This is a genomic window from Acetobacter orientalis, from assembly GCF_000963965.1.
Classification (GTDB): Bacteria; Pseudomonadota; Alphaproteobacteria; order Acetobacterales; family Acetobacteraceae; genus Acetobacter; species Acetobacter orientalis.
In genome coordinates this window covers 195618-208810 of record NZ_BAMX01000014.1, presented here as the reverse complement: position 1 = coordinate 208810, position 13193 = coordinate 195618, and the positions used below count along the sequence as shown (strand labels likewise).

The 13193-nt window shown below is 48.0% G+C and carries 9 protein-coding genes; 5 read left to right on the top strand and 4 right to left on the bottom strand.

The window, feature by feature from the left end; all coding sequences use genetic code 11:
• Positions 1 to 57: 57 nt before the first annotated feature.
• The 3 genes from Abor_RS06675 to Abor_RS06665 all read right to left on the bottom strand — a co-directional run bounded on the left by Abor_RS06675 (position 58) and on the right by Abor_RS06665 (position 6670).
• A complete protein-coding gene (locus tag Abor_RS06675; RefSeq protein ID WP_146855016.1) occupies positions 58 to 2037 on the bottom strand; it encodes a superinfection immunity protein in 1980 nt (659 codons plus the stop codon).
• Positions 2038 to 2121: 84 nt separating this feature from the next.
• Positions 2122 to 3726, bottom strand: a complete 1605-nt coding sequence (locus tag Abor_RS06670) for an alkaline phosphatase D family protein (RefSeq protein ID WP_048841120.1) — start codon at positions 3724 to 3726, stop codon at positions 2122 to 2124.
• Positions 3727 to 3790: 64 nt separating this feature from the next.
• Positions 3791 to 6670 carry a TonB-dependent receptor gene (locus Abor_RS06665; RefSeq protein WP_084594408.1) on the bottom strand — a complete coding sequence of 960 codons (2880 nt, stop codon included), beginning with the start codon at positions 6668 to 6670 and terminating at the stop codon, positions 3791 to 3793.
• Between the two features lie 265 nt (positions 6671 to 6935).
• On the opposite strand from Abor_RS06665, the gene Abor_RS06660 reads away from it, so the two are divergent.
• Complete coding sequence (locus Abor_RS06660) at positions 6936 to 7526, top strand: RNA polymerase sigma factor (protein WP_048841047.1); 591 nt, start codon at positions 6936 to 6938, stop codon at positions 7524 to 7526.
• 104 nt (positions 7527 to 7630) lie between these two features.
• Positions 7631 to 8590, top strand: coding sequence for a FecR family protein (locus Abor_RS06655; RefSeq protein ID WP_048841046.1), 960 nt, complete (start codon positions 7631 to 7633; stop codon positions 8588 to 8590).
• Positions 8591 to 8836: 246 nt separating this feature from the next.
• Here Abor_RS06655 and Abor_RS06650 read toward each other — a convergent pair whose 3' ends face one another.
• Positions 8837 to 9616, bottom strand: a complete 780-nt coding sequence (locus Abor_RS06650; protein WP_048841045.1) for a class I SAM-dependent methyltransferase — start codon at positions 9614 to 9616, stop codon at positions 8837 to 8839.
• Positions 9617 to 9861: 245 nt separating this feature from the next.
• Here Abor_RS06650 and Abor_RS06645 point away from each other — a divergent pair, with 245 nt between their 5' ends.
• The 3 genes from Abor_RS06645 to Abor_RS06635 all read left to right on the top strand — a co-directional run bounded on the left by Abor_RS06645 (position 9862) and on the right by Abor_RS06635 (position 13155).
• Positions 9862 to 11472: a hypothetical protein gene (locus tag Abor_RS06645; RefSeq protein ID WP_048841044.1), complete on the top strand. Its 1611-nt coding sequence runs from the start codon at positions 9862 to 9864 to the stop codon at positions 11470 to 11472.
• An 84-nt stretch (positions 11473 to 11556) separates the two neighbouring features.
• Complete coding sequence (locus Abor_RS06640; RefSeq protein ID WP_048841043.1) at positions 11557 to 11892, top strand: DUF4282 domain-containing protein; 336 nt, start codon at positions 11557 to 11559, stop codon at positions 11890 to 11892.
• A gap of 12 nt (positions 11893 to 11904) precedes the next feature.
• On the top strand, positions 11905 to 13155 hold the full coding sequence (locus tag Abor_RS06635; protein WP_048841042.1) for a hypothetical protein: 1251 nt from the start codon (positions 11905 to 11907) through the stop codon (positions 13153 to 13155).
• Positions 13156 to 13193: the final 38 nt, after the last annotated feature.

Genomic DNA, 13193 nt, shown 5'->3' with positions numbered 1-13193 from the left:
GCAACAGAGACGGTGTTAAAAGGAGTGTTACAACCCCTTTTAACACTGCGTATTTGCTTACTCCCCTTGCCGCTTGCCAACAGGGGCAAGCGCTAACACCAAGGCAGCGCCCCACCCTATCAAAGTCCAGCCAAGTAACAGGTTAAGCGCTACCACCAACCCTTTTTTGGGGGCATTACGCACGTAGGCCAGCACTGCCGGAAACACATAAACAGCAAGCCCCACCACACTAAGCATACATACCAGCCAAAGGCTCCAAATGCTTCTTGGCGTATTTTGGGTTGGTGGCACGGCATTATCGGGCACGGGTGCGGGGGATTGCGCTGCTGGCGTTGCACTCTCGCCCGGTAGCCGTGCTGGCGGGGCTGTAACAGCAGCACTTACGGCGGGTATAAGGGCTTGGGCATCAGCTTGTGAGAGAAAACCCGTAATTTCTGGCCGCTGCGCTACGCGCTGCCATGTTGTAATGGCTGCACGTGTGCCTTCTCCATACACGCCATCCGCCACGGTGCCAGCGGGTAAATAGCCAAGCTCTATCAGCTTTTGTTGCAGGGCAATGTGCTGGTCTATATCGCGCGCAGCTTCTTGCTCTGCTGCGGGCGCGCCTTGTAGGCGGGCACGGTAGGCTTCGGTCAGGCGGTCCATTTCTGCGCTATAACAGGCGGCGGCACCGTCTGGCACCGTTTGGTCTACGGCCCCCGGTATAGGCAAGCCACAGCGTTGGTTTGCGGCATTTTCATCTAAAATGACCTGCTGTTTTAGGTCTTTCCAGCCGTCCTGCCCCACAAGGTAGCGCAGTGCGTAATAGACTTGGTCAAACCGCAGCTCTTGCTTTGCGGCGTCACTATTTTGGCAAAGCATCTGTGCTACACCATTATTTTCCGGTGGTGGCTCACAAGAAAAATCAGGCTTGTAGTGTCCCGCCCCTTCTTGCGCCACAGGCGGCACAGGCTGTGTACGGCCACTTAAAGCATCTTGCGCTTGCTGGGCCGTAATATACCCATTTTTAGCAAGAAAGAGCGCCAACCCTTTAGGGAAAGGTAGCGGCTTTTGCTCGGCTTTAGAGCAGTTGCGGGTGTTGCCCGACTTTAAATCACACGGAGAAATGCCAAACATCGTGTCGGGCTGGTTATCTTTATGGGCCAGCATATACCGCCAACCTTCTGCAAATTGTCCCATATTGGCTTTGGTCGCTACATAATACGCCAAAAAGCCATTGGGTTCAGACCGGCCATATTTAACCCAGTTTTGCTGAGCCTCTTTTAACCGTGCCGCCAAATACGGCCTGTAGGCAACATCACGCGTAACATTTGCCAAGGCACCAGCTTGGTAGCGGTATAAAATAAGCGGCGCGTAAGACCCAGCGTAAGAAGAAAACGTATAGAGAAAAGACTGGTCGAGCAGTTGTAACTGGGCTGCGCCATTTTGGGCTGCGTCTACTACAGGTGGCAGGCCGTCTCCATCATTCTGGCCCAAAGAGGTTTCGTGCCATGTTCCATCTGGCATACGGCCAAAAAGCGACGCCACCTCACAACAATGTGCCCCGCCAGTGTACGCCGCCACCATAACCTGTGGCGTGGGAGACGTAGCATCTAGCTTATACAGCCCCATTTGTAGGTAAGACATACCGGCATCTGCCCCGTAAGGCGAAAGCAAAAAACTCGCGCTTTGCGGTTGGCTACCAGTTGTTTCTTTAATAACAAGCTTGGCCACTTTGCAGGTGGCAGGGGGTTGCGCATCCCCAGACTGCCACACCATAGGCCCCCCGCAACGGTGCGAGGTTTCAATAACAACGCGTGCCGTTACGCCTTGTGCTGCAACCTGGGCACTAGATTTATTCTCTAAAGCTGCATGGGCTAAAGGGGGTACAGTATAGCTTTGCGCATGGCCCGCAAAAGCTAAAGGAGCCTGCACCAGCACACATAAACCAAGCATAAGCATTATGTGTGTGCTGGCAGTTAGGGTCAGGTAGCGTTTGCGTATCAATACCATTGTTTTCTCAATAATTTGGCACAGCAAGGTCTTACTTAGCTGCAAATACCTGCCACTTTAGGCAACAGCTTAACCAAATAGCCAGAAAAAACTCAGAGCAATACGATACCTCACCCCCACCTTAAAAAGTTAAGCACGCTGTAAACCGGGGTTACCGCGCTCTGTCACAAAGCTGGCATAAGTTGATAGTGTGCCGTTTTGCTCCATCACCTTATCAATAATTTTCAGGTCTCCACGCCAGTGGTCACGGTCTATGTCACATAATACGTAACCGCGTTTATCTGTTGTGGCTTTTAGCCACGGGTTTTCTTGCCTTACAGACTGGCTAAAATGGTCATTATCACCCACACCATCAGAGCCAGATGTAATGGATGTTGCCAAAAACTCGACAGAAACCGGCTTTTTATCATCACTATTTACAAGCAGGTCTCCGGCAAAATGGCGGTGGGCATCGCCTGTTATATTCACAACATTGCCGGGGCAGTTCTGTTGCACAAAATCCAGCAACCGCTTGCGGCTATACAAATAACCCGACCACTGATCCATGCTATAAGTCAGCTCTGACTGGGCAGAATGCCGTTGCGCCAAGTTTAACATCATGACCTGATGCGCAAGCAAGTTCCACCGCGTATCAGACTGTGCAAGCCCGTTAAACAGCCATTGCTCTTGCTGCTCCCCCATCATGGTGCGTTGGGGCGACCAAACATCTTTGCCTTGCGCTACGTCTTTATCACCATAGGCTTGGTCGCTCCGGTACTGCCGGGTATCTAGCACAAACACGTTCAGCAAATTACCGTAACGGGCACTGCGGTACATTTGCATGTGGCTGCCGTTAGGCAAAGAGCGGCGACGGAGCGGCATATGCTCATAATAGGCCTGCATCGCCACGGCACGACGGAATAAAAAGACTTCAGGCGGCGTGCCATCTTGGTCTGTATCGCCCGCCCAATTATTATCAACCTCGTGGTCATCAAAGCTCACAAACCATGATGTTGCCGCATGGGCTGCTTGCAGGTCTTCATCTGTTTTATACTGGGCATAACGGCGGCGGTATTCATCTAAAGAATAACACTCCGGCCCTACATGGCGGCGTAAGACCTTAAAGGGGCGGCCATTCATTTGTTTCATGCCGGGCCCACTATCCTTACCTTCGTAAATATAGTCTCCATAATGGAACACAAAATCAACCGGCTCCTGCGCAATTGCGCGCCATGCCGTATAGTAGCCTTCCTCGTAGTGCTGGCAGCCTGCTGCGGCAAAACGTACACGGTCAATTTGCGCGCCCGGTGCAGGCAATGTTTGCCCACGGCCTATCGGGCTTTCATACCCCCCAACCCGAAAGCGGTACCAATACGGTCTATCTGTTTTAAGCCCGGCCACCTCAACATGCACAGAATGCGCAAGCTCAGGGTGTGCCAGTTCTTGCCCACGGGCTACAACACGGGTTAATTTTTCATCTTCCGCCACTTCCCACACCACATACATGGGCTTAAGCGGCATACCGCCTGCTTCATCTAATGGCGTGGGGGCAAGACGTGTCCAAATAACAAAACCATCTGGCTCTGGGTCGCCAGAGGCAACGCCTAATGTAAAAGGCGAAGCAATAAATTTAGGGTTTTTATCAAGGTTTCTGGGGTCTTTTTGCGCAGCAAACGCCCGCTCAAGTAAAAAGCTACTACCAACACCCCCAGCTACCAAGCCAGAAACAAACCCACGCCGACCAAAAGAAACCATAACAAAACCCCAAAACAAGAGAGACGGCATAAAGCCACCTCTCTGAACAGCCGGTTGTTAAACTTTAATGAAAAATAACATGGAAGTAGACTGCGCGCCCATAATTGTCGCGCTCATCTGCAAATTGCAGGTGGTCACCTGTCAAGTATGTAGGCTGGTAGTTTGCAAGGTTCATAACCTCGTATTTCAAGGTAATACCGGGGTACACTTCATGCCAAAAGCCCATATTGAAAGTAAGAAACTTATCGAACCCACTTGAAGCACCCGGTGTAGACCCAAAAGACGTATAATATTTGCCCGAATAATTAACCGTTGCCCGCAAAGCCCCCTTAATTTGCGGGATATGCCACGTTAACATACCATTTGCGATAAACTGGGGCTGGTACATCATTTTATGATATTTATAGGTTGTTGAACCGTTCGAGTAGCTTTCATGCCCCTGCATCCACGTTACGTTGGCTTGCGCATCAATAATCTGGCTAAAAAGGTGCATGTTACGGTTAAGCATATTAACCTCAACCCCTTTTACTCCGGCAGCTTTGGAGTTCATAGGTTGGGTTACTTCGTAACTTAAACCGTCTTGCACATAAATAGAACGGCTCGTCAAAATGTCGTTCTTTATCCACTTACTAAAAAAGGCTACGCTAAAAAGCCCGTTACCATGGTTAAACCATTTATCTAAAGACACATCAAAATTGTTAGATTGGCGTGGCTTTAGGTTAGGATTCCCAACGCTCACAGTGCAGTCTGTTGCGCTACCATCTCCATCACCACTACAATTTTCATTACGTGCCTGCGCTAACTGGCCGGGTGCCGCACGCCCAATGGTCTGGCTAAAAGACCCATGCAAATTAAAGCCCTGCGCAAAATGATGCACAACATCAAAAGAGGGTAAGGGCCGCGTATAGCCCCCGGGGTTTTTGGCATACCCCGGAGAAACGCTTTTGGTTGCCCCGTTAATAACAGGTGTCCAGCCCATGTAATTGGTGCCATCCACACGCACACCTGCAATAAAAACTGTATGCTTTAGGGCATAGTGTAAAGACAAGTAACCATCATAAATATCTTCACGGTATTTATAGTCTGCTGCGCGACTATTATAGGCCGAAGTAGCCGCATTAACAGGCAAACTCGACCAAGGGAAATTATAGCCGTTATCGCCAATAAACGTTTCAGGAAAAGAGCTGAGCCACGGTGTATGGTTAGAAAACAACATACTATTATTATAATCGCCCGTTGTTTTCGAGTTTGGGTCACCATAATCTATGCGCTCTCTTTGATAAGACATAGACATTTCACGCCATTCAAACCCGGCAGCCACCCCAAACCCACGGTCATGTTCACCCGTATTCCAATCATAATCCAACCGTGCTGTCGGAACATGCTGCCATGACTTATCCCAAATCTGGTAATTTCCGCCGCTATAAAGATCCCACTGCGAATTTTGCGCAACATTAGGATCAGAAAGATAATTCATATTATACATATCATCACTGTTCGGATAACCTGAATAACCTGCTGTCAGTTTTTTGGTTGGGTATGTTCTGGCTGCAATATATGGCTGGTAATCATTATAAGATTCCATTGTATAACCAGCACGTGCCAGCAAATGATGCTTGCCAGAATGCCAGTCTAAATGGCCAATAATACCGCTATTTTGTCGGTGCCATTCATTTTGCCGGCGTCTTACGTAAATGCTATTAACTTGTAATGTGTTATCGTCACCCATTACACCGGGTGTTGCGTTTTTAAGGTTATAATCCTGTTTATCCATAACAGAATGTTCCCACCGGGTGTAAGACCACCCCATGAGCGATGCGTAAAGGTTATGGCTTGGCTTCCATTCTAAGCGCCCTGAACCACCTAAATTTGTAACCGCGTTCGCATACTCACCTGCAGAAAACTGGTTGGGCTTAATATTTCCGTTCCAACTATCATCTGGGGTTGTGGCATATTTCCCGTTTGCCCCTTGATAGGTATAGTTTTGCCACTGCTTGGTGGTGTTTCGCACCCTGTGCTGGTAACGCATAGAAAGAACGATACCAAACTGCTTATTTTTACCAAAAGTATCAGAAAAAGTCCCTTTAGCACCCTGCCCCATATGCGGGTCATACCCTTTAAGGCCGTTAGCGCCTACGCCGCCACGCTTGCTAGACCAAATACCATACGCATCAATAAATTTATAAAGCCCTTTATGGTCAAAAGCGCTCATTGGCACCATATCAATGTCACCACCAATCGCATCTCCCTCTTGCTCGGCGGTAAAGCTTTTATAAATATTGGTACGAGATGTCATTTCTGACGGTACATTTTGAAGGTTAACCTTACGCGAGCCAGACCCACCATTTTCCCCAACGGTGGCCATTGTAATGCCGTCCATCGTTGTGTGGTTCAATTCTGGGCTAATACCCCTAATACTCACATAACGTGGCTCATCACCATCGGTAATGCCCGTAACACCGGGTAGCTGAATGAGAGATTGCGCAACTGATGACACACCACCAAGGTTTTCAAAGGGGTCATACGCAACCGTATCCATAATAATATTAGAATTACGCTTTTCTGACTGGCTTCTACGGTGGCCCGTTACAAAAAGCCCTTCAACGTCGTTTACCCCTTGCTGCACAAGCTTTGCGTCCGGCTTCTTGCTCACAATAAGGGTAGAACCATTACCCGGTGCTTTTACTTGTAAAGGCGTGCCTGCAAGCAGTTTTTGCAGGGCCTCTCGGTCGTCCATCATGCCATGAATGGCAGAAACCCTAACATTCTGAAAATCGCGCCCCTTTGCAACAACCCCTACGCCAGATTGCTTCTGAAAAGCCGAAAGCGCTTCAGGCACCGTACCCGCAGGAATAGAGAACATATGCGTGGCACCATACGCCATATTCCACATCACAGTGGTAGAAAGTAGCGTGAACGTACTTATTGTCTTAACTGAGGGCATGGGAAGAACTTCACTTTTCGGACACGGTGCAGAATTCACCCCCTAAGATGAAGCTCCGTGCAATTTCCCCCCATAAAATGCGCAAAAAAGATGTTAAGGTTTTGTTTCAAAGAAATAAATTTCAGCTGACAGCTATAAATATCTTTTCAAAACATATTGTTACAACAAGCCCTCCTTCAGCGCCGCGTCACTTGCCTCTGCCCCATAGGGCAGTATAAATCTCTCCTCGCACCCACCTTTTCCACGAAATGTGAAATGCGACCCCATGCTTACGGATCCCTCTTTACAGCAGTGCGCACAAAGGCAGGAGCAGGAACCCACCGCTCAAGCAACTGAGCTTAGTGTACCAGACGACACGCTTTTACAGTGGATTGCACAAGACGTTATGCCGCACGAAGCCGCTGTACGCCGGTGGCTTAATAAAACACCCTTACCCGGCTTTACCCCTGATGATATTATTCAGGAATGTTACGCCCGCTTTTGCGCTGCCTCTTACCAAAATATTGAAAATGGGCGCGCTTTCTTTTTCTCATGCGCCCGCAATCTCGTTATAGAATATGCTAGGCGGTCTAAAATTACCTTTTTAAACACAGACTTAGGCCTAGAAGCCTATAATGTGGCAGATAATAGGCCAGACCCCGAGCAAAACCTTGCTGCCCGCCAGCAACTTGACTGGCTTAAAGAGCAAATGATGACCCTACCAAGCCCCTGCAAAGACGTCTTTATTCTCAGAAAAATCTATAATTATAGCCATGCTTATATTGCACAAACCCTCGGCATTTCGCAGCGTGCAGTAGAACGACACATAAGCCGTGGTTTGCAAAAACTTATTGAAGCAGGCAACAAAAATGAGTAGTTTTTAAAATATCAAGAATATTCAATTTGAGTGCTTTTATTTCTTTTACAAAGAATACCTCCTTACAGTATACACTACCCTTTTGACAGAGAACTGAGATTTTTGTGCCCTCATCTACGCTCACAGATGGAAAAAAACGCCAGCAAGAAGCCGCTGACTGGGTCGCACGCACAGACTCTCAAACTCTGTCTGCCACAGAAGAACAACACTTCACAGCGTGGCTTAAAGCAGATACCCGCAATCTTGGCACTTACGTACAATTGAAAAGTACTTATGCAGCACTAAATTATAAAAATGCCACACACGCTATTGAACCCCCACCCCCATTAGAAAAACCAAAACCCCGTTTAGAACGTAGACGCTTTTTTGCCACAGCCTGCGCCGCTGGTCTTGCCGGCATTCTAAGACCAGACGCCATAAGAGATAACTTTTTCTCACTAAGATACCGTAGCAAGCAAGCGCCTGCGCATTATAACTGGCACGGCAACCACGTTACAGTAGATGCCAGCTCAAGCGCTTACTTCTTACTTGACCATACACGCCCCCTGTTACAGGTCATTAATGGCCGTATAGGGCTACATGTGCAAAAAAAGCCTGTATCGGTTTCTATTGGTGGTTTACGGTTTGGCAGCAAAGCAGCCAATTTTGACCTTACTCTACACGGAACAAACGTTACACTGGCTCTTTATTCAGGCACGCTCAATTGGCACGGTCATGACCAAGACCTGCACCTTCACTCCCCCTCGCTGCTGACATTTTCGAACACACCCTCAAATGGGCCTCAAATTATTGCCAAACAAAAATTAACGCCAGATAACGCGCTCACACAACAAGCATGGCGCAATGGGCAGATCATCTTAAGCAATACACCGCTTCAAGCCGCCGTAGACGAGTTTAATCATTATTCTAACATTGAATGCCAAATTGCAGATACAGCACTAGGCCAGCACCGCATCTCTGGCAGCTTTAGCCTTATGAAATTAGATGATTTTATAAGTGCTGTTTCTCAACTACTGGATTGTAAAGTCCAGAAAAGTGCCAACAAAGTTGTTTTCTATACTTAAAATCACAATACCTATTTCAAAAAACTCCTAACATTTCACCCTATCGTATTATGGGTCACTCCAACCACCGCTTTTCAGCCTTGAGGCTGCTCAAAAATCGCTGTCTGGATCTAATTACCATTTTTAACAGCGTATCTCCTTCAAAAATACTACATACTGCCCCTATAACTGTAGCAATGTCTGCTCAGCCTTACTTCAGACCAAATTTTCGAAATGAATTTTAACTGCTTCCACCCTCACACAGAGTTATATTTTTTGGAAAATAACTGAATGTGCAGGACTTTTACTTTTATATTTACGGTGCACCTTAAAACCATACTGCGCAAACAAGAGCTCTAAATTATTATGGTTAAACCATTGCAGGTGCTCTGGTGGGCAAATGTCCTGCCACATAGCACAGTCTTGTGGCACAGCAGGGTGCCCTGCATCTGGTGCTGAAATATAAACAAAGCCACCGGGTCTTGTAACAGCGGCCAGCGTCTTCATAAATTCATCTGGGCCGGGTACATGCTCCAGCACCTCAGAGCTAAAAACGAAATCAAATGTTAACTTCCGTTTTCTAAATGCAGCCGGATCTTCGCAATAAAAATTATAGTGGGGCCAGCGGGTACGTGCATAAGAAATACTGTTTTCACTAATATCCAAACCGCTCGCGCGTGCCCCTAAGCGTGCAAAAGCCTCTACCATAAAGCCACCACCACACCCCATATCCAACACGTCTTTACGGGCTACATAATGAGCAAACGGCAAGCTACGCCAAAAACCACGCCACCGCCGGTCTGCCGCTTTAGGGTAGAATTCTGCTGTGGCACCCCGGTAATTATGGGCATAATGATGCGCTAAAGTAGCATCATCTGGGTATGGATGCGTAAAAAGAAAATCACACCCTTGGCACTTATAAATAGGGTAGCCTTCTTTTTCAAAAAAGAAATGTGCCTTTATTTTACGGCACACAGGGCATTGAGCAATACCATTTACGTTAAAGGAAAAACAACTGCTCAAATTTACATTTACTTCTTTATTCATAACATTCCGTTTTTATATAACAACAAAAATACCACTACTCACTTTGGGTGCTAAAATTTACGCACCCTGTTATTTCTCTTTACTCAAAATTTTGCAACAGGATATTCATTTGGATATTGTCTGAGAAAATTTTCTGCGTTATGGAAGGAAACAAGTTTATTTTGTGTATTATTTTATTAGGCTACTACCGTTTCTCACCTTTAGGTTATTTTAACACAATACAGACAAAGTATTAGGAGTAATAGATGCCACTTACCATGCACTCTGCCCCAATGTGGCGTCGTTTTGCTTTTGCCAGTGTCGCCAGTATTGCGCTCTTGCCTGTTGTTAGCACCTTAGCAATAGCCCAAACTGCTACGTTTGCGCATTCCAAGCATCATAATGTTGAGATCAATTTTGCCGACCCCACCACTGCATGTGCGGCATCCACCCTGCGCCTAACAATGCAGATTACGCCCCAGAGTCAGGAAATTGATACGCTAGAGCAGCAGCTCCATCTGGCTAACGCCCTTGGCAGCAAACTCTCAACAGATAGCAGCTGTAACAATGTTCAATCTGTAGACCTTGCCGTTATGCAAAATGGGACACAAACCCATAGTTTACACGCAACGCGCTCGGACAACTGGAAGTTTGTAGAAGCCGCACCTGCCACCAACGCAGCACAAGAAGTGCCTACACAAGAGAGCACGACCACTCCAAGCGCGGCACCAATACCGCAGCCAGAAGCCCCACCACCAGCTATTCCTGATGGTTATATGGGCCTACTGGCTTTATTAGTGCAGAAAAACCCAGCATTGCTTGGTAATGAAGCCGTACAAACCTGCTGGGCCAGACATTTTTTTGAGCAAGATTATATCAATGCTCGCGGTAATGACTTCCGTCAGCACGAAGTTGCCAATAAAGCCAAACTAGACCTTGAGCGCGTAAGCCACCAGAGTGCCTCTGGCCAATTACGCGCCGACCTAACGCTCAATTTGGGTCAGTACGATTTTAACACGTCCTCATTCCCCGTTGTGCTTGATGGCAGTGTGCTAAGCCTTTCTAGCAACTGTGATCTCTCGGCTGCCCAACTCCCCAACCAAGTTTCGTTTAAACTAGGCGAGGATAATTTTTCATTCCCCCTCCCTATGCCCAGCGCACAAGCCGAGCAATTTCTAAAGCAACGCACGCGCTACGGTTATATCAACCGTGATATGCCGGTTACTCTGTTTTTCAGCGTAGCTGAGCCAGAGCTTGCTAAACTCAACACGCCTGATTTTCACATCGTGCCAGCAGAGCTAACCAGCGTAAAAATTTACAACGACAACGCCCGTAAAGAGCTGCTCGGCACCATTGGTTCAGAAACACTTGCTGGCATGCGCAAAGCTCAAGCAGATGCACAGGCCGCACATCTAGCGAAGGAAGCTGCTCAGAAACGCGCAGAAAACCTCCGTATGATGAGCGAAAGAGTGCAAAGCGCAAACCGCTCAGAAAAACTCGCCATGTGGGTTGGCCAAGACCATAACGGCTACGGCCTTCCCAGCTTGGATACCATGCGCTCTGTACGCACAAGCGCCAGCCTGCGCAATCAACCAGTACCAGCCATTTTACTTGTACAAACCGACAGTAGCGGCCGCAAACAAGTAGAAACAAAATGGCCGGGCAAGCTCACCCTCACTGTGCCACAAGATCAGCCAGCTTTGTCCAGTGGCACATGGTATATTGTGCAAGGCCAAGTGAGCGTTCCTAGTAAGGGAGACTTCCCTGACGCCTTAATGGCCGTGCAAACCTTACATGCCTGCACCCAAGACCAATGCAAAGATGCCGAAGACCCGCAGGCACTCGCCACAGCACTGCAAGCACAAACAACGCACTAACCCTCACTTTCTTCTGCGCCACAAACAGTGTTGGTGCAGAAGGGCTTTGTTCTCGTAACGCTTCTTTTGTTCAGGATAAAACTCATGAAATCTCTTCTGACATTTGACACGCTCATTACTCCAAAATTCATCAAATTCTTTTTCTATGTCGGCGTGTTTTTCTGCTTTTTGAGCGGTTTTGGCACCTTCCTCTCCATTTTGCTAAGCTGCATTACCGCTGCCCAAGCCTCAGGCAGCTCTTCAGCGCTTGGAGCCATTGGTGGGCTTATCCTTGGCCTTATTGTGGGACTAATTGTTACCTTGGTTGGTATTGTACTAGCTCGCGTTTCTAGCGAACTCACACTTGTTGTGTTCATGATCCGTGATGAGTTGGCTTGGCAGCGCGAAAACGCAACCAAATCTTCCTCTTCCGCATCCTAAAGGGTTCGGCTCATGCAGTCTGGCACGTATAACACAGCGCCTTTAGCGCAAGGGAAGCCGGATCCTAACCTGCTGCTTCCTCCGCTTTCTACGTTAACGCCTTCTGGCATAGGGGGTGGCCCTACCGCCAGCACCGCTACCAGTACAGGCACGCCATTTAGCCCTCAAACAGATGCAAGCGTTGCACATATTATGGAGCAAGCAGGCACCTTATGGGCTGAGCATGGGCCACGCTTGAAAGACTCAAGCAAAGCCGCAGCAGAGCAATTTGGTAAACTCGCCAACACCGTTTTACATCATGGGGAAGATGCCCTGAGCGATGTAAAAGCCAGCATGGCAGACCCCGCTAAACGTGCAGGCCTGTGGGGCCGCTACCGCAAACTTATTCTTGCAGGCGGCGCAGGTGTTGTCTTGTTTATTGGGCTAGGCTGGGCCGTTATAGACTATGAAGCCAGCAAAATTGCAGATGATAAAATTCAAACTGCATTACGGCAGGCGGGGCTGAGTTCTTATATCAAATACAACTCTGTTAGTGCCTCTCCGTTTGGGTCTGTCACATTGCATGATGTGCGTGTTTTTCTCTCTCGCACGACAACACCCTCTCTTAAAATTGCCTCGCTCTCAGTCAATGGACTATCGTCTACTACAGCACTTCCTCCGGCTTTGAGCATAGACGCACAGGGTATAGACTGCCCGCTTAATAACGTTTCTACTTTCACTGGTGGCGCAATAAATGGCTTAGCACTACAAAGCCTAGGCTACACCTCTGTCGTGGGGGATATTGCGCTTTCTTATAAAACCTCTGGTGACCGTATAAGCGTAAAATCAAGCTCTGATTTTACCCAAATGGGTGGCTGGAACATGGCTTTTACACTTAACCATGTGCCCCCCCAAGCCTTAGCCAGCTTAGCGGCCCTTGCTACCGGCTTTACAGAACAAAATATTATGATGCTGTTGCAAACAGGCAGCCAACTCAATGCTGTAGAGTTACAAAAAGCCTCTTTAACGCTCGATAATGCAGGTTTGGTAAAACGCGCAAAAGCTGTGCCCGATACAGCATTTCCGCAAGTAGACACCGTCGCTCCAAAAGACGCGCCGCCTCTTAACCGTTGGGAGCAGCAAGGCGGCACTTTAAGCATAACGGCACAACAGCCTATACCGCTTATGCATACTGGCTTTGCTGGTTACCCTGCACTTAGCCCAGCATTGTTTGACCTAAACAGCTTTATCGCCGCCACAGATGCTCGCGTAACGGCTAACTAACCATAAAAAAACTGGCCGCTTTACCGGCCAGTTTTTTA

Excerpts from the sequence above, each read along its gene's own strand:
- Abor_RS06645 (WP_048841044.1), top strand. The coding sequence starts at position 9,862 with ATGCCACTTACCATGCACTCTGCCCCAATGTGGCGTCGTTTTGCTTTT.
- Abor_RS06665 (WP_084594408.1), bottom strand. The coding sequence starts at position 6,670 with ATGCCCTCAGTTAAGACAATAAGTACGTTCACGCTACTTTCTACCACT.
- Abor_RS06660 (WP_048841047.1), top strand. The coding sequence starts at position 6,936 with ATGCTTACGGATCCCTCTTTACAGCAGTGCGCACAAAGGCAGGAGCAG.
- Abor_RS06650 (WP_048841045.1), bottom strand. The coding sequence starts at position 9,616 with ATGAATAAAGAAGTAAATGTAAATTTGAGCAGTTGTTTTTCCTTTAAC.
- Abor_RS06640 (WP_048841043.1), top strand. The coding sequence starts at position 11,557 with ATGAAATCTCTTCTGACATTTGACACGCTCATTACTCCAAAATTCATC.
- Abor_RS06635 (WP_048841042.1), top strand. The coding sequence starts at position 11,905 with ATGCAGTCTGGCACGTATAACACAGCGCCTTTAGCGCAAGGGAAGCCG.
- Abor_RS06670 (WP_048841120.1), bottom strand. The coding sequence starts at position 3,726 with ATGGTTTCTTTTGGTCGGCGTGGGTTTGTTTCTGGCTTGGTAGCTGGG.